Origin of the sequence: Pseudomonas sp. NPDC047961 (assembly GCF_050272435.1) — a bacterium.
GTDB lineage: Bacteria > Pseudomonadota > Gammaproteobacteria > Pseudomonadales > Pseudomonadaceae > Stutzerimonas.
The window spans coordinates 52,418-69,960 of record NZ_JBNNMD010000008.1; the positions used below are offsets into that span (position 1 = coordinate 52,418).

The window sequence follows — 17,543 nt, forward strand, 5'->3', positions numbered from 1 at the left end:
GAAGCAACCCAGCTCTGATCGGCTGGCGGGACATTAATCAGCCCTACGGCTTCCTAGCTCCCGTATACCAAGATGGAAGGGGAGCATGAATTATGTCCCCCATCGATCTCACTCCGCCTCATTCGGTTGAAGCGGAACAGGGGGTGCTGGGCGGACTCATGCTGGATAACTCCACATGGGATGACATCGCTGACACCCTGGCCGCTGATGATTTCTACATTCGCGAGCACCGGCTGATCTTCAAAGCTATCGCGGACTTGGCGAAGGAAGGTACACCCTTCGATGTTGTGACCCTTTCAGAGAAATCTGTGGACGTCCAACAGGAAGTAGGACTGGCTTACCTTGGTGAGCTGGCTATGAGCACGCCTTCAGTCGCGAATATTCTGGCTTACGCGAAGATCGTTCGCGAAAGATCTCATTTGAGGAATCTGGTAACGCTCGGCTACGAATGCAGCCGCCAGTCGTCCGCGCCGGGAGCGGTTGCCACAGATGTTCAAGAGTCAGTCGAGCGGCAGCTGTTTGCTCTCGGACAGAATCGCCTCACTGCCTTCACTGATATTGGGCAGATGCTGAGTGCAGTGGTCGACAAAATCGATCACCGATTCAACTCGGGTGAGGACATTACTGGCGTTACAACCGATCTCTCCGATCTGGACGAGCTTCTGGGAGGCTTGCAGCCCAAGGATCTTGTGATCGTTGCGGCCAGGCCTTCCATGGGCAAAACAGCCTTTGCGCTGAAACTGGTTAACGCTGCATTGGCTCGTACCAGCAAATCTGCACAGGTCTTCAGCCTGGAGATGCCGGCCGAGCAGCTTGTGTTCCGATTCCTTGCCTTCCTGGGCCGTATCGACCTGTCATTGTTGACTCGCGGTCGATTGCAGGATGACGACTGGCCAAAGCTTACTGCTGCTGTGGCAGCGCTACATAGCTATGGTGATCGCCTTGTCATAGATGACACGCCTCAGCTCACTCCAACTGAGCTTCGGGCACGTTCACGCCGTGCGGCTCGTAAGTTTGGCGACCCCGCACTGATCATGGTCGATTACCTGCAGTTGATGCAGAGCTCGGGTAAAGAGAACCGCAACCTAGAAATAGCTGACATCTCAGCCTCGCTTAAAGCGTTGGCCAAGGAGATGGATTGCCCCGTGGTTGCACTGTCGCAGTTGAATCGAAGCCTTGAGCAACGCGCTAACAAGCGCCCCCTGAACGCGGATCTCCGGGAATCCGGGGCTCTGGAACAGGACGCTGACGTGATCATGTTCATTTACCGGGACGAGGTTTATCACCCTGACTCTGAGGACGCTGGTATCGCCGAGATCATCATCGGTAAGCAGCGAAACGGTCCTCTTGGCACTGTACGCACTGCGTTTCTTGCTGCCGAGACTCGATTCGAAAACCTCGACGCGAGCTATCGCTCGCTGGGAGTTTCGCGATGAACAGCGCTCTTTCCGACGTCAGGGCTCACCAGCTGCCGAATGTTTCCTACGAAGAAGTAGCAGCAACTGCTCGTACTGATATACAGCTCTTCGAGTTGAACCAGCTGATGACCAAGCTCTATCACAGCGACCAGGCTGAGCCGGTTTGCGGCGCCCTGGCAAAGATACTCAAGCCTCTGGATCAGTTGGGCTTGGTACGCCTCAGCTCTACCTCTCCGGTCCTTGGGCAGCCAGTTACGGTGACTCGAATTTGCCCGCCCAGCGTGCTTCTCCACTTCTTCTGGGGTGACTGGCTCCCTGCTTATTACAAAACGCTCGGGCGTCAGCCGAGCGTCAGCCACTCTGCGACCCCAGCGCTCTGCACAGTTGTGCTTGAGCTGCCAGAGAGCCAGCCAAGCCTCGCGGACGTGCTATTCGAGTTGAGCTTGCGGCTGGAGGTTGCCGGTGTGGCCGAGGTCGTTCACATCGAAAGCGGCGATGTCGCTTCTCATAGCACTCATCTGGATACGGAGGTGAAGCCGTGAGCCTCCCCTCTCAAGAGCAGAGTGTTGCGGACCGCAACACTGACCGTTTCACACTCCGCCTACCTGCTAACGGCATGCACGAACGGATCGCCGAACAAGCGCGACTCAACCACAGAACGATGAACGCCGAAATTATTGCTCAGCTACAGAGCGCCGACTTCTTGCGGCAGGAGCTTGATCGGTTGCGTCGTCTAGTAGACGCGCTGTTCGGTTCGAATGCATTTCCGGAGATGAATAATGGCCAAGAATAAAAAACTCGACATCCAGCAGATCGGCAACAAGCTGCTGTCGCCGGGTTTCGCTGGGCGAAATGCTCCGCATGAAAACGTTGCCCCCTCGGACCCGGTCGCAGATACCCCTATGGTCCTGACACTGGATCAGCTGCGTCCGTATGACAAGAATCCCCGGATCAACAAGAACCCCAAGTATGACGAGATCAAGGAGTCGATTCGGGCTCGAGGGCTTGATCAAATACCTGGCATCACGCGCCGGCCAGGAGAAGAGTTCTACATCATCAGAGATGGGGGGAATACTCGCCTATCGATCCTCAACGAGTTGTGGCTAGAAACTCGAGATGATCGATTTTTCCGCCTTAATGTGCTGTACCGACCCTGGCAGGGCGAGATCCGCGCGCTGACCGGGCATCTGGCGGAAAACGATGTTCGAGGAGGGCTCTCCCTAATTGAACGCGCGCTTGGCGTTGAGGCGGCGCGAGCCGAGTACGAACAGGCCGAGGGCGGTCCGATATCTCAGCGAGAGCTTTCTCGCAGGCTGAAGGCCGATGGGTATCCGATTTCTAACTCGCACATCAGCCGGATGCAGGACGTAATCCGCTACCTTCTTCCGGCAATTCCGCAGGTTCTGTATGCAGGGCTAGGTATCGACCCGGCGGTGAAGCTCATAGGTTTGCGTAAAGCCGCTGAAGCAGCTTGGGCAAAGCACAAGCCGGCCTCCGAGAACGAGTTCGACGAGGTGTTCATCGAGGCACTGAGCGCCTTCAATGAGAACGAGGACACCCTCAACTATCAGCGCGTGCTCGATGAGCTTACCGGACAAATGAGTGACGCCCTGGGTGTGGATTACAACCTAATTTCCCTCGATATTCAGGAGGAATCCAGCAAGTCTCGCCGCCCAGAACCAACAGTTGTTCCGCCAACTGCAGCAGAGTCTGCTGCGCCCGATTCGCAAGTCGCTGGTAGCGGTGAATCGGAAATCGCGCCCGGGCAAGAAGAAACGAGTGCTCAGCCTGGCAACCACTCCGGCCTCAAGCAAGAAGAGCAGGAATCGATTCCTCAAAAGACAGCTGCCGCTGTCACTAAAAATGGAAACCTCAGGAAGAAAGACCCCGCGGCGACAGAGGTATCTTCTTCTTCAGGATCTGCAGGCGAGACCTCGACTGGCACAACCCATTTGGATATCTGGCACATCGGCCAATCGCTTGATGAGCCGAGCGAGCTTCGCGAGGAGATCGTGGAGCTCGTTCGCGGCATAGCTGCAGAGGTCGGCCTGCCAGACAACTTCCAACCGATAGATGGCGGCATCGGGTTTCACTATGCACGCCCTTGGAGCGAACAACCCGAAGAGCTCAGCAACACCGCGCTGTCGACACTGATGCTGTTCGAGTCACTCAGTGGAGTTTATGCCGTAGTGCAGGAGTCGCTGGAGGCCGGAACCGCGCAGGCGGAAGGCCTTATGGAGTTTCAGTTTTCGGCCCACCTGGGCCAGCTTTTGATGGGCCACCCCGCTGAAGTGAGTGAGGGCACGCCCTCCTCTAGTGGCAGGTTAAGCGATGCTGCCGTGATCAAGTTGTTCCGCGTAATCCGCTTGGCAAGACGCCTCATCGATCTAGATAGCGACCTTCGTCAGGAGTAGGAGCCATGCCGAATTCTTCGTCGGTTCAACAACCGCTAAACCAAGCGATCGTGCATCAAGTTCTGCACAATCTTCGCACTGGGCAGCTTCGCAAGTGCAAAGCTATGGGGTTCGGTGACGCTGAACTAAAGGCGTTCCAATCACCGAAATACTTGTCGGTTTTGATGAATTCTGCGGTGACCTGGTGTGAAGTCAAGGTGAACTCAGAGGTCGTGCAGCGCTTGATTGTTCAAGCCGATCGCACGGAAGAGCAGAATCGGCTCATTGACCGAGCCCTTCGCCTAGGGGCAAGCACAGCTTTGATCTCCCAGCTGTTCGGCTTAACGAACCAGGAGATCAAACATCGGCGGGTGGTTCTTGATGTCCCGCAGCGCCGCGGACGTTGGCCCATTTTGGACGCTGACACAGAGCGCAGCCTCTGGCATCGATGGGACTACCTGTCCAAAGAGAACAGCGTTGACATAGACGATCCAATGGCACTTCTGGACGTCGTGATTCTCCTCGCTGAAGAGTTTGCGAACCTACCCTTGGCTGACGGTTCGGTAGTTAGCCTCTCTCAGATTTGGAGCACGATCACCGGCTGGGCGGATCAAGGTCTGCTCTGATGAGCACTTTGACCCCGCCAGTTCGACGGGGGTTGCCGCCTAGGCTCCCCCTCTCGCAGCTGATTGCCTCTGCTTCCGAGCAGATCAAACGTGATTTGATTGAGCGGAAGGCATCTTCGGAAAGAACCCCCGTCAGAGAGGGAAAGCCCGCATGTCAGCCAGGCGAGGGACTCTTGTTCACCGGAAACCCGCACGAGGCAGTGCCTCGGCGGCTACTGCTTGACCCTAGGTTGAGCCCCTTGGAGCGCAATGCCTGGCAGATCTTCAGGATGCTCATTCGCGACGATGGTCTTACAGCCTTTCCTAGCTATGACCACCTGCAGCAGTTTCTGTCAGCCCAACCCTTCAAACGCGCGTCCCGCGAATCTGTAGCTAAGTGCCTGACTGTCCTCCGACTAACCAGGTGGCTGACACTTTGCTCCCGACTACGCGATGAAGCTACAGGTCAAAATCAGGGCAATGTCTACATGCTTCATGACGAGCCTATTTCATGCTCGGAAGCAGCAGAGCTTGACCCCGGATACCTTGAGCTCATCAGTACCAGCTTCAGCCACGCAAACAAGACAGTGCAAGTTCTGGCCGAGCACGAGCTTGCGGAGGTGCTGAGAGATCAGAATCTTGATCACGATGCCCTTCCGTCCCGACTGGGTGTCTTTGCCGAGCGGCTGTCGCGCCAGGCATGGGTAGCTCAGCAAGAGGATATCGGGGCTCAGTTCGGTTTCCGAACTAGGCCGAGTTCGCAAGCTGACCGGCCCAGTTCCGAATCCGAACTAGGCCGAACTGGGCCGAGTTCGGATGATGAGAAGTCGGTTCAAGCCAGAGAATTCAACAGGGTTCGGAAACCGAACTCAAACAGTACGGTTAATACAGATACTTCTGTTTGTAAAAACACAGTACTGGGGCAAGCCGAACCGGGCCTAAGTCCTTCGTTGGCCGCTTTGCCAGAGGACCAGAGAAAAAAAGCTCTGGATGCGCTGCGGCTCCTTGAACCCGAACTAGGCCAAGCGGTGCTTGAAGAATGGGCTGCGCGTTGTTCAACCAAAGCCATACGCAAGCCGCTCGGGTATCTGCTTGGACTGATTCAGAGGGCTATCAGAGGGGAATTCGTGGTTTGGGCAGCGCAGCAAAAGGGCTTTCCACACAGCGCAACTCGAAGTGCCAATACACGTTCACTTCGGCATGCCTCGCCCTCCTCGGCCTCGGTGCCTACTTGGGACCGCCAGGTCTCAGAGAGAGGCTCCCTTGAGGAGGGACGCTTGGGACTTGCTGACATACGCAACATGCTCAAACCCTGGATGAACGATTCCAAGCGAAACGGGATCGATGAATAGGTGTTGCGGCCCGCAACACCTAGAGGATGACTTTTAGTAACAGGAAAAGCGCCAGTGTGTTGCGGGCCGCAACACCGTAGAAAATGGCGAAAAGCCTGAAATATCGTGTTTAGCCCCGGGGGAAATACTTTTTATGCAGTTCGGATTTAGCGCAGACAGCACGGAAAGAAACTGTCGAAATCACCATACCAATGACTGCCGTGGTTAAGGAGAGTCCCAGTGTCCGACCAATTTCAGCTCAATCTGGGTTCTTTGCGCAGCGCGATGAACCTGACTCTCCATACTCATCATGCCGCTCGCATTTGGCATGGCCGTCCGGCAAGCGGCGGTAAGAATGGGATTCTGGGGCTCACCGGTTTCGTGAACATCATGAACAAGATGAAGCGCGGCGCTGAGCAAGACGACCCCTATTCCGACATGTGGATCATCCGTATGGAGGAGCGTCTTGAGGAAGCCAAGATCCAGATGAGGCAGATCCAGGATCAACTGGATAGCATCATGGCCGGCCTCCCAAAGGCGTTGAGCATTGGCGACAACCTGAACATCAGCCCTGTCCAGGTTCCGCTGTTCGTCAATGCTCAACTCGGCTTCAAAGCAGTCTACCTCCTCACTGATTACGATGATCTGACTCGCCGTTTATTGCTGGCACATCACACCGCTCTGATAGGCCGACGCGACATGGAACACTGGATCAATGAGGGCGCCAAGATCCTGCGCAGCGTGTTCGGCCTCGCACAGCAGTACAAATACTCTGGGGCTACCCGCGACGACATCGCAGCCAAAAACGCTCGTGGGCGGGATGCGATTGAGAAATACGGTGAGCTGCCCCAAGACGTACTCGAGGGTACGCGCCGATCGCAATTTGCACCTCCAATCCTCCGACGTGGGGAGGCGGCTTCTGACGCAACTGGGGAAGCTGCAGCAGATCCCGAGGAGTGATTTATGGCTGGGTCAAATCCGCAGCTCAAGCTGTTGCCAGGTAACGCCACCGATGAACTGAAACAGGGAGCCTTCCGGCCGCTGGAACAGACTGCCTACGCGGCACTGGAACATGCAGCCTCCCTAAAGGGCTTTTTAAAGCCTTTTAAGGGTAAGGGGGATCTGGACCTGTTGAGGGAACGCTGTGAGCAGATCAGGGGGGATTTGATCCAGGTAGCGATGAGTCATGTTCTGGGTCAGACCAGCAAGAAGCCTTTCTCGATGCTGCCGGCTCAGCTCAAACATCAGAGCACAGAGGCCGGGACTGTATTCCTTCGTTGGCGGCGGGTAGATCGCGCCAGGATGGGCGTTCAAGTCTGGGAGGATCTGATCGCTGATCCAAAGACGCCAGCCTCGTTGCTTCGTGACCTCTACGAGCAGGAGCTGCAGAGGATCGTCATCAACATGCAGATCAGCTTGACGCACACCATTGCGCGGCAGGCGGCTGAATGTGCCGAGAAGATGGCCCAGGCCGAGGCCACTCTGCTTCGCCGGCTCGACCGATAGATCAACGAAGAGGAGACGCACGCATGTCTACGAGATGGGATAACGAAGGAAACATGGGCGCTGACCCAGAGTTCAAGCTGATTCGCGTGTCCGGAAAGGAGGACCGAGCCTTGATGCAATGCTCAGTCTACTTTGACAATCCAATCCCCAAAAACGAAGGGTTTGAGGACCGGGGTGGGTTCTGGGCACGAGTAGAATGGTGGCATCAGAATGCAGAACAGTTCTGTGCGCTGTACAAGAAGGGCATGCGGGTGCACGTTCAAGGGACGCTTCAAATGGAGCCATTCGAGGATAGCGAAGGCGAGGATCGCCTCTCCATTAAGGTACGGGCAGACCGAATCTCTATCCTGCCGTACCGCGTCGAGAGCGTGATTATGGGCCCTGCCAGAAGCCGGCAGCGGGAGGCCGAGGAGGCCTAGCGTTGCGGCCCGCAACACTCATGAGCCCGACAAGATGGTCGGGCTTATTTTTGTCTACCGAAAAGTTTGTCCGTCCTGAAATGCAACAGATGCAATTTCGCATTCATTGTGGCGTGGACTACTCATTCGGTCATGCTGGGCTCATCGAAAAAAACGCTCACCGGCAGAAGTCACTTGAATGAGTGCTTTTGCCGGATCGGCCTCTCCAGCGTGCCGCCTGTAGGGCGGATGCCAAAAAGGAACACCGCATGAAGAAAGCATTTGTTGGTACTGCTCTATTGGCACTGGCTGCGTCGCTTGCGGGCTGCTCCGGCAACCATGTGACCTACGGCAACGAGTGCATGACCTGTATCAACAACCCAATAACAGGGGAGCCGGTCAATTACGACCCAGCCGAGTATTCGACGGCCATTTCGTCGAGCCAGAGTCCTGCATCAGGTAGCCGCTCCGTTCCGCACACTCTTGCCAGAGAGCAGGTTGAAATCGCGTTTGCGCAGAATGTGGACATGGTCGGAATGCGCCTGAAGGACGCTTTTGGGTACATGACCCAGGATGAAGCAGTCGCCCAGATGGGCAACGCAGGGAAAATGGCGTTCGCTGGTCCAGGGTACGCCTATCAAGCATCCCCAGGTGCGTTCTACTTCATGAAGACGCAGGCGTACAACGGTGATCTGTCGACGCGAGTCACGCGTGCTGGAAACGGGGCGAAGGCGGTCATCACCTATGAGCAAAAACACTCGGGCGGTAAGGACATTCAGTCGGTAATGCGCGAGGTAACAGCGCGGGCTGAAAAGGCTCTGCAATAGGAGCCTTTAGGTGGCCAGCTTCAAGGTCAAGCGACCGTCGCTTATCAAAAGTGCGGTGTTCGACGGCCATGACTATGGGCTGGTACTCCATTTCGTCCAGGGCGCGGGCCGGCTGCTGCAACAGTTCGGGGGAAGTTATATAGGGGATGAGGATCATCCCTACTACCGTGCCTGGCGAATTCCGAAGGCGAAGCTACATACCGAGCCGGAGGAGCTGTTCACTAAGCTGATGGAGTTGGCTGACGGACAGTGCAAAGAGTCGTACGAGAGCTTCATCCAGAAGCTGGACGCAGCGCGAGCTTGTCCGCGTTTGGATGCATTCTTGTGGGGGATGAAGCTGCAACTGTTCCCGCTTACCGATGGCGGAGCTTTATCAATCGGGGACTATCATCCTGCCGTAGTAGCCCTCTACCGCTCGCTTCGAGGACTGTTCCTACCGCCTATGAGAGGTTGGCGGTTGGACAGTTCCTTGGAGTTTCTATTTGAACAGCTGGTAGCAGAGGTCGGTCTCTCCGAGAGCCAGATTGAGATCTCTACAATCCCGCGGGCTTTGCATAGTGACGGGACGGTTTCGGTCGATTCAGACATCGTTTCGCTCAAGGTTGGGGGAGAGCCTCCAGACCGAGGTGCTCAAGGAGAGGATGGTGCGCACGAGGTATATCTTGCTGATGTCCCTCAGATGTTTGCCCATGCGTGGGAAGCTGATGAGCTTGACCAAGCCATAGGCGCATTCTCGCTGTATGACTATCAAACCGTAGGAGTCAGGTTCCTGGTAACCAGGAGCTCGGCACTGCTTGCGGACGACATGGGACTAGGAAAGACCCGACAGGCGCTGACCGCTTCGCTAATACAAGCGAAGGGGGGGCGTATCTTAATTGTCACGTTGGCCTCTCTGATATTGAATATCGAGCGCGAGATCCGGCTGATCCAGCCGGATGCATCTGTATCGCTCCAAGTTGACGATCTGGCCTGCCAGTGGGTTGTCACCAATTACGAACGGCTAGGGGCATTCGTCCACTCGGCCGCAGGCTTCTCGGTCATGGTTATCGATGAGGCCCATCGTTTGAAGGAGCCCACGGCCGAGTGCACTAAGCACGCCTTCGACATCGCGGCGCAGATTCCAAATAGGTACCTCCTGACAGGCACACCGGTCCTTAACCGCGAGGCCGAGCTACATACGCTGCTGCGCTTGTCTGGCCATCCCATAGGGCAAATGCAGCTCCGTGAGTTCTGTGAACAGTTCGCGGGCAGCAAAGAATTTCGTAACGCGCTCAGGGAGCGTCTGGCCGATTGGATGCTGCGTAGGCGGAAGGACGTACTACCGCAGCTGAAGGGTAAGCATAGACAGCCGTTCCCCGTGGAAATGAACGACGCGGAACGGCTTGAATATCAGGCCATTCTAGGCGGGACGGACACACCCTTGGTCCGCATCGGGCAGCTGCGTCTGTTGCTCGAACGGGCGAAAGTAGCCTCAGTCGTGGACCGACTCAGTCAGATGGGACCTGACGACAAAGCAATCGTCTTTTGTGAATTCAAAGAGACGGTTGCCGTAATCGAGGAAAGCTGTGCTGCTGCTGGCATCGCGTCGGCCAGTCTCATGGGTCACCACAACGGAAAGCGGCGGCAGGCAGCAGTAGACCGCTTTCAAGACGATCCCGATTGCCGCGTCTTTGTTGGTACCACGAAAGCTGCGGGTACTGGCATCAACCTGACTGCCGCCAATTACGTTCTGTTCTGCAGTCTTCCATGGACGCCAGCATTACAGGCGCAAGCAGAGGATCGAGCGTATAGAAACGGCCAGCTTCGTCCGGTCATGGTTCTGATTCCGTTGGTCGAGTCATCAATCGATCAACATCTCTGGCAAATGCTGCTGAGTAAGCAGGCACTGGCGAGCGATCTACTCGAGCCTGAGCAAGCCGCTGAGGACGCGATGAGGCAGCTAGCATCGGTCGCATAGTGTTGCGGGCCGCAACAGGCCGGTCTAGAAAAGCAATTTCCTTCGGTTCTCTTTTCGCCTTACAGGCTGGACGCATCCAGTGGAATCTTCGGGAAAACCGAGGGGGCACTATGCGCGTCGTACTATGTGAGAAACCATCCCAGGCGGCTGATGTGGCCAAAGTCATCGGTGCAACCAACCGGGGCCAAGGTTGCTTTACAGGAACTGGCCTTGCGGTCACCTACTGCATCGGTCATCTCATGGAGAATGCTGCGCCAGAGGATTATGGCGACCGATACAAGAAATGGTCGTTAGAGGATCTTCCTATCATTCCTTCCGACTGGAAGATGAAGGTCAAGCCCAAAACACAGAGTCAGCTGAAAACGGTCAAGGCCCTACTCGCCAAAGCGAAAGAGCTCGTGATCGCAACTGATCCAGATCGAGAAGGGGAACTGATCGCGTGGGAGGTCATCGAGCACTGCGGCTACAAAGGCCCAACGTTGCGGATGCACTTATCAGCGCTTAACCAGGCTGCGATCAAAAAGGCATGGGCCAACCTTCGGCCAGCGTCTGAAACCATCAACCAGTATTACTCGGCCCTGGCTCGGGGCAGGGGAGATTGGCTGGTCGGGATGAACATGTCCCGACTCTTCACGTTACTTGGTGCCCAAGCAGGCTACCAGGGGGTTCTTTCGATCGGACGGGTGCAAACTCCGACCCTCCGTATCGTTGTTGACCGTGACCGAGCCATTAAAAACTTTGTCGCCAAACCCTATTGGGACCTGAGCGTTACCCTGAGCCACAACCAGGCGACGTTTACTGCGAAATGGCTGCCGGCATCGGCTATGGATGAACAGGGGCGCTGTAGCAGTGAACAGGCTGCCAGGCAGGCCGAGGCGGCTGTGCTCAACACCGGGGCTGCTCGCGTCTCGGCCGTAGCTACGGAGCGCGTTGTTGAGGCGGCTCCACTTCCGTTTAGCCTGGGTGACCTGCAACAAGCTTGTTCCGCCAAGTTAGGGCTGGGGGCTCAACAGACCTTGGATATAGCGCAATCGCTATACGAGACCCATAAGGCCACGACCTACCCGCGTGCTGACAATGGCTATCTCGACGAAAGCATGCATAGCGAGGTGCCTCAGATATTCGCTGCGATGGTGCGCACCGATCCCTCAGTGGCCCCGTTGGTGGGGAGGTTAGATCCGCAGGTGAAATCTAGGGCGTGGAACAGTGCGAAGGTCACCGCTCACCACGGCATTATCCCGACGATCGAGCCAGCCAACATTGAGCGAATGTCAGAGCGGGAAGCGTCTGTTTATCGGCTTATTCGAGCGCACTTTCTTGCGCAATTTCTACCCGCTCACGAGTACGACAAAACCATCGTCCAACTGACGATTGCAGATCAAGAGTTCAAGGCGTCTGGCCGGTTGCAGCAGGTGGTTGGGTGGAAGGCTGTGATGACCGATCAGGGTGCCAAGGCGAATGAAGAGGAGGCGGGCCAGGAGGAAGCTGGCCAATCGTCTGCGCAGGTTCTTCCTGACCTGGTGGAAGGGGACCGGCCCAAAGTCATCGCTGCCACGGGGGCAAAAATGATGACGACTCCGCCCAAACACTTGACCGAGGGGGATTTGATCAAAGCGATGAAGGGGGCTGCAAAGCTCGTTTCCGATCCGAGACTGAAGCAGAAGCTCCGCGACACGGTAGGTATTGGGACGGAGGCAACTAGGGCCGGGATCATCGAGACGCTCCTAGAACGGGGCTTCATCTTCAAGAAAGGCCGCACGTTGCGAGCTACTGATGCTGCTTTCGCCCTGATCGACAGTGCCCCCGAGGCTTTAACGAACCCAGGCATGACAGCCGTTTGGGAGCAAGCATTGACCATGGTGGAGGAGGGGACGATGGGGTTGGATGATTTCGTTTCCCGGCAGTCCACCTGGATCACTCAAATGGTCACGAAATACTCGGCGACGAAGATGAATTTCAAGCTCGAGCCGAGCCCGCCATGTCCTGTATGCGAAGGGCAGATGCGGCGCAGGCCCGGAAAGACTGGGCCGTTCTGGTCATGCATGAAGTACCCAGACTGCAACGGAACAATCAGCATCGAGCAGAAAGGCAAAAAATCTGTTTCCAAGCGTAAACCCAACCGCAAGGCTACTGCTGCGAGCTAGACGCGTTCGGAACGTTTATGCAATGGAATTCGTCAATATTGACTGGGAAGGGCGGGGCATATCCCTTGCGTGTACCACAGACCACCAACATAATGAGTTTGTATCACCCCGTTGGCTACTGTCGGTCATCAGTAGCAACCCAGGAGCCGTAAGTGATTGATACTCGCCTCCGGCTCCTAACCCAAAGCGCGCATAACTTCGGGAAGGGCGTGCGCACTTTCGTGAGTCTCCCTGTCACCTCAGACACGCAGCCGTCAACTCGTAGATGGGATGGCATAGACCGGAAGTTCGAAGTTTGCTTGTCCTAGGGCTGCTCCGGTGTGACAGCCCTCCCTTTTTCGTGAGGTAGTCCACAGATGGGTGCCCTAAAAATCGTAACAAACGGTTTTTAGGCCACCCCTCTGGGGCTACCGTAGTCACTGCCGGTACTCGCCGGTGAAACAACGAGTTCCTTTTGTACGCGGATGTGTGCCAGACAATATCGACTCAAGCCACGATAAGAGTCGGATGAATTGGATCATCGCCAGGTCAATGCCAGGGGCCGGCAATGAGGCAAATCATAGGTGGTTCACTCATATCAGCCGAGGGGTCTCCCTCGGCAACTGTTCCCTCCTCTTTCCCTGATCGCAGATGATCAAGCGCCGTTAAGCGCCCGATTTCCGTCTATCCGCCCGCGTGCGTCAGTATGTTGACATGTGCTCATGCGAGCGTGATGATTCCGCTATGTACTGCTGACGTTGTCAGCGACATGCCCACGCAACCAGGTCTTAGGTTGCGGTGCGTCTCGACGCATGACCAAACCCAAGTTCGCTAAGCATTCGGAAGCGCGAACGGTCATCACTGTGATGATGAATGCCTACTCTCACCTCTACGGGGAATCCACTTCCCCGACAGGGTTGGTGGACCTCCGCTCTAAAGGAGTTTCACCATGCAATCATCCAACAGCTACAACGCTGGTTATCGTCTCGGTCAGTTCGTTCGCCCGCTGGTCTCCGGCATGCGCGATGTCCTGGCATCCCGTACTGAGCGCCAAGTACCACAAAACGTGGATTATGACGCGCTTGCAGCTACCCCAACGATGGTGCGTCGAGGCGTCGATCTGTCTGCGTGGCAGGCTCGAAACCTCTCCCTGATCGATGAGCCTACCTCCGCAGATGAGGCACCTCAGGTGTTTCTGCTCGGCTGGGATGGCTTCGCTGATGCTTCATCAGACTATCAGGGGCCAGCGCCTTCTCCATCGTTCCCTCGTGCACTAGGTCCGCGCAGCTCTCTGGACGCGCTGATCTGACTTCACCTCAAGCAGAAGCGTCTGGCCCAGCCAGTCGCTTCTGCTCTTCAACCAAAGGACTGTCACATGAACTCAATCCGAAAGAAGGCAATTGCCGAGGACCTTCGCAAGGTTGGTACGACTGCTGTTGCAGCTGCGCTAATCAGCATGTTCATTGGTAACACTGCTTTGCTGTCTGCTTGCGCTGCCGTGAGTGGGTTGGTACTGTGGGGTCTAGGTATATTGATGACTCTGGAGGAATGATATGAGCCAGACAGCTGCTGGACTCCTCATCCTTGCACTGATCGTAGTCACAATGGGGGGTGTGGGACTCTACGCTTCTTGGCCAAATGTGAAGCGCGAGTTTCAGCGTTTTCGCCACCGTCACCCTTAACCTCACCTCACCCAAAAGCCCCGTTACTGGGGCTTTTTTTTTTGCAAAAGAAATAGCTATGTGAACGGTCGCTCAATTGATTTCACTGTTATCGCAGCGGATCTTCTCTTAGCAGGAGAAGAGAGTGTCTACGCCGATCAAATACCATTTCTAGCGCCTGTAGGTTCGGCGCTTAGAAGAGTTCTGGACGCGACACAGCTTCCCCACGGGGAACCTGACAACTTGTTCTTGTTGGGACTGTTGCAGGGGCCGCTTGGCGAACTAGGCGCCGAGCGTGCTATAGCTGCGCTACTCCAGGCTATGAATGGACGTCATGACCTTGAATTAAACGATGACATTCGAGCGCTTGCTGAGATGTTGGGTTTGGACTGACCAAAGGCTGGGTTGATCCTTGACAATCAAGCGTTCAATGATAAATCTGTTCATGTGTTCTGCCGATGTTGTCGGCAACATGCCCAGGTAGCCAGGATCTTCAAGGCTACGTCACCTTCTGGTGATGATCACCAAAGTTCGCGCAGCATTCGGAAGAGCGAACAGTCACCGACCTTCGGTGGCGAATGCTTACTCATCTACCCAGCGGGGAATCACTTCCCGCAAGGGTCGTGATCTCTCCCGTACTTATGTCTCGGAGACGCATCATGACTCAATCCAACGAATCCAAGTTTTTCGATTTACACACCACCGGCATCGGATACCTGAACCGCATTCGCGAAGTCACTGTCCGCAAAGGCCCGGGTTTCCTCGCATGTACCGTGGCCGCTCTGCACGGATCAGCCGACGACGTTGAGTATTCCTACATTGACTGCAAGGTTGCAGGCGCTGAGGCTCAGAAGCTCGTACGTCGCTGCAAAGAGGCCGTCGATGCTGGGAAGAAAGTCTTGGTTAGCTTCAAGATTGGCGACATCTGGACAGACCCTTTCATTTACCAAAATGGCGACAAGAAGGGTCAACCAGGAGCTCAGCTGAAAGGTCGTCTTCTCTTCATTGGCAGAATCTCTGTCGATGGTGAAGAGGTCTACCGGGCACCTGAGCGTAACGCCTCCTCGGACGAAGCTGACCAATCTGATGGTGACGGGGCTGAGACAAGTTCTGAAGCCGCCTCGCCCCTCAGCTCAGTAGCGTAAACCAACGCCTAACCCCACCCGCGGAGAATGAGGGTTCTCTGTGGGGAGGGAGGCTTTATGGATCCCATCCATGAACCACTATTCCAACCTGTACGATGAAATCGCTGAAGCCGTACCTGGCGAACCACCCAGCTTCGAGCAACTCATCAAGATGGTCCGAGACCTTGCTGATGATCCGGAGCAGCCAGTGGCAGGCTTTACGAGTTTCGAGGAGTTCTTCGCCTGGTTCGATACGCTGACCGGCTACGATCAGTTCGATCTGGACGAGGACGTTCTACCCCACAAACTGCTGTTAGAGGTTGTCTACGACGCTCTGCTGGCAGAGCAATAAACCATATCAGGTGTTGCGGCCCGCAACACTTGCCCGACTGGGAGCACGCTCCCATCGGGAGTGCGTCCCCGATCAAATCAGGAGGTCCCTATGGACGTCACGTATGGTCTGAACGCATACAGAACCACTGGCCAGCTCCTCAAGCTGGACATCCTTCAAAGCAAAGCTGGCTGGTACATCGGCACCATCGACCATGATGGGCCTGTGTCGCGTGAGTCTGGCTACTATAAAACCCCCCAAGCAGCTTATGACGCCATGCGTGCCGGCAACTGGGAGCAACACCTCGACTAAGCAAGTCTCGGCTCTGTAGCTGGGCTCTGTTGTCTCACTCACACCTACCCGATGGGAAACATCCCAGCGGGGGTGTTTTCCATCATTGGAGAACACCATGAATACTGAAATCACAATAGCTGTAGCTCCGGCATCTGTTGCGAGCAAAGTCGATGCGCTTTACGCAGCCGCTACGGCTAAGTTCCCGACTTACGAGACCGTTGTGCATCGGTCGTTCTGTGAATCGATGCGGCAAGCATTTCCTGATCCGCAGAGCACCGAAGGAACCCAAGCAATTCAGTACGCCATCGGGGAGTACGGTTACCTCACTCCTGAGGAAATAGCGGCTGAAGATGCTGAATCCACCAATGATGGTATCTGTTCACACGGGCTGGATTTCTGGACTTGTCCGAAGGGCTGCTTTGGATGAAATGGTTCGGTTCATAGCCTTCATTTCGACGCTTTCTACCAGCCGGTAGCTCAGCACACTAAACCTCTAACACCTCACCCAATGGGAAACATCCCATTGGGGGTGTTTTCCATTTCTTGGAGAGCACCATGACCAATTTCACCTCACTCATCACATCGAAGATCGGCGAATCACGAGGCGTGGCCCGCCTTTGGCTGGAAGGTCAAAAGCTCCTGAAAGCTGGGGTTATGGTTGGCGCCCGGTATGAAGTCCGTGCGTGTCGGTCGACCAGGCGACTTGAGCTGGTCCCATGCAAAGGACAGGAAGCAGGGAGAGCGTTCACCGTCTCACGCCGCGAGCGTAATGGTGTCGTAGTGCCCCTGCTGGAGTTCCGCTCGCCAGTGCTTCGGGAGGTATTCTCAGCGGCCGATAAGGTCCGTGTTGTGATTCGCCTAGGCCGTATCCTAATCACCGAGATCGATAAGGATCGGAAGGTTGCAGAACGCTTGCTCCGGCTTCAGCAGAAGGTAAGACGATCAGAGCCGTTGGCCGTTTGCAGTCTCTTTCATGGCGGAGGAGTCCTGGATAGGTCGGTACACAGCGGCCTGTTGCGGTCCGGTGTCGGCTCGTTCGTTCAGATTGGGGTAGAGCTAGAAGGGCAGTACCTCGACGCCAGCCTGCGCAACAATCCGATGCTGTGGACGGATGAGTCGATTGCCATCTGCTCGGATATTCGAGATGTGAAACGGGGGCCGGATATTCCGCAGTGCGACCTATTGGTCGCTGGTATTCCGTGCACAGGAGCGTCCCGGTCAGGTAAGGCCAAGAACAAGCTGGTGGCTACTGAGGACCATCCGTCAGCAGGAGCTTTGTTCATGGACTTTCTGGAGTTTGTGCGTTTCGCAAACCCCGCGATCGCGATCATAGAGAACGTGCCCGACTACCTGAACAGTACCTCGATGATGGTCATTCGTTCTGCTCTTGCTTCATTCGGGTACAGCGTTTTCGAGTGCATTTTGGATGGTGCGAAATATGGAGCGTTAGAGAACCGGTCAAGGATGGCTGTGGTTGCTTATACGGAAGGTGCTCTAACGAACCTGACAGAGGACGATGTTCTCCCTTTGAGGACCAAGGAGGCGACCTTGGGGTTTGGGGAGCAATGGAACCAA

General features: G+C 55.7%; 16 protein-coding genes and 2 pseudogenes. All 18 read left to right on the top strand.

Annotated elements, in window-relative coordinates:
* Positions 1–92 precede the first annotated feature (92 nt).
* Positions 93–1,436 (top strand): replicative DNA helicase, encoded by a 1,344-nt coding sequence (dnaB, locus tag ACQKIK_RS21770; protein ID WP_499137420.1) that lies wholly within the window; start codon positions 93–95, stop codon positions 1,434–1,436.
* Positions 1,433–1,960 carry a hypothetical protein gene (locus ACQKIK_RS21775; RefSeq protein WP_041013379.1) on the top strand — a complete coding sequence of 176 codons (528 nt, stop codon included), beginning with the start codon at positions 1,433–1,435 and terminating at the stop codon, positions 1,958–1,960. Before dnaB ends, ACQKIK_RS21775 begins: the two co-directional genes overlap by 4 nt.
* Positions 1,957–2,115: pseudogene (locus ACQKIK_RS21780) on the top strand (Arc family DNA-binding protein); the annotation flags it as partial. The gene ACQKIK_RS21775 and the pseudogene ACQKIK_RS21780, both read left to right, overlap by 4 nt.
* 82 nt (positions 2,116–2,197) lie before the next feature.
* A complete protein-coding gene (locus ACQKIK_RS21785) occupies positions 2,198–3,832 on the top strand; it encodes a ParB family protein (protein ID WP_041013377.1) in 1,635 nt (544 codons plus the stop codon).
* Between the two features lie 5 nt (positions 3,833–3,837).
* Positions 3,838–4,437 (top strand): DUF2857 domain-containing protein, encoded by a 600-nt coding sequence (locus tag ACQKIK_RS21790; protein WP_041013376.1) that lies wholly within the window; start codon positions 3,838–3,840, stop codon positions 4,435–4,437.
* The gene (locus tag ACQKIK_RS21795) at positions 4,437–5,768 is read left to right on the top strand and encodes an STY4528 family pathogenicity island replication protein (RefSeq protein WP_052462827.1); all 1,332 of its coding nucleotides are present in this window, start codon (positions 4,437–4,439) and stop codon (positions 5,766–5,768) included. The genes ACQKIK_RS21790 and ACQKIK_RS21795 overlap by 1 nt, the downstream gene beginning before the upstream one ends.
* 219 nt (positions 5,769–5,987) lie before the next feature.
* Positions 5,988–6,707 (top strand): PFL_4669 family integrating conjugative element protein, encoded by a 720-nt coding sequence (locus ACQKIK_RS21800; RefSeq protein ID WP_260466067.1) that lies wholly within the window; start codon positions 5,988–5,990, stop codon positions 6,705–6,707.
* 3 nt (positions 6,708–6,710) lie between these two features.
* On the top strand, positions 6,711–7,253 hold the full coding sequence (locus ACQKIK_RS21805) for a DUF3158 family protein (protein ID WP_052462826.1): 543 nt from the start codon (positions 6,711–6,713) through the stop codon (positions 7,251–7,253).
* Positions 7,254–7,276: 23 nt separating this feature from the next.
* The gene (locus ACQKIK_RS21810) at positions 7,277–7,672 is read left to right on the top strand and encodes a single-stranded DNA-binding protein (protein ID WP_041013374.1); all 396 of its coding nucleotides are present in this window, start codon (positions 7,277–7,279) and stop codon (positions 7,670–7,672) included.
* Between the two features lie 248 nt (positions 7,673–7,920).
* A complete protein-coding gene (locus ACQKIK_RS21815) occupies positions 7,921–8,478 on the top strand; it encodes a hypothetical protein (RefSeq protein WP_499137421.1) in 558 nt (185 codons plus the stop codon).
* 10 nt (positions 8,479–8,488) lie between these two features.
* Positions 8,489–10,435, top strand: coding sequence for a DEAD/DEAH box helicase (locus ACQKIK_RS21820; protein ID WP_041013372.1), 1,947 nt, complete (start codon positions 8,489–8,491; stop codon positions 10,433–10,435).
* A gap of 110 nt (positions 10,436–10,545) precedes the next feature.
* Positions 10,546–12,579 (top strand): DNA topoisomerase III, encoded by a 2,034-nt coding sequence (locus tag ACQKIK_RS21825; protein ID WP_079329251.1) that lies wholly within the window; start codon positions 10,546–10,548, stop codon positions 12,577–12,579.
* A 928-nt stretch (positions 12,580–13,507) separates the two neighbouring features.
* The gene (locus tag ACQKIK_RS21830) at positions 13,508–13,867 is read left to right on the top strand and encodes a hypothetical protein (RefSeq protein ID WP_125884075.1); all 360 of its coding nucleotides are present in this window, start codon (positions 13,508–13,510) and stop codon (positions 13,865–13,867) included.
* 1,011 nt (positions 13,868–14,878) lie between these two features.
* Positions 14,879–15,364, top strand: a complete 486-nt coding sequence (locus ACQKIK_RS21835; RefSeq protein ID WP_125884076.1) for an STY4534 family ICE replication protein — start codon at positions 14,879–14,881, stop codon at positions 15,362–15,364.
* Between the two features lie 70 nt (positions 15,365–15,434).
* Positions 15,435–15,695 carry a hypothetical protein gene (locus ACQKIK_RS21840; protein WP_079329252.1) on the top strand — a complete coding sequence of 87 codons (261 nt, stop codon included), beginning with the start codon at positions 15,435–15,437 and terminating at the stop codon, positions 15,693–15,695.
* Between the two features lie 90 nt (positions 15,696–15,785).
* A complete protein-coding gene (locus ACQKIK_RS21845) occupies positions 15,786–15,986 on the top strand; it encodes a hypothetical protein (RefSeq protein WP_079329253.1) in 201 nt (66 codons plus the stop codon).
* Positions 15,987–16,083: 97 nt separating this feature from the next.
* Positions 16,084–16,395, top strand: coding sequence for a hypothetical protein (locus ACQKIK_RS21850; protein WP_499137422.1), 312 nt, complete (start codon positions 16,084–16,086; stop codon positions 16,393–16,395).
* A 128-nt stretch (positions 16,396–16,523) separates the two neighbouring features.
* A pseudogene (locus ACQKIK_RS21855) lies at positions 16,524–17,519 on the top strand (DNA cytosine methyltransferase); the annotation flags it as partial.
* Positions 17,520–17,543: the final 24 nt, after the last annotated feature.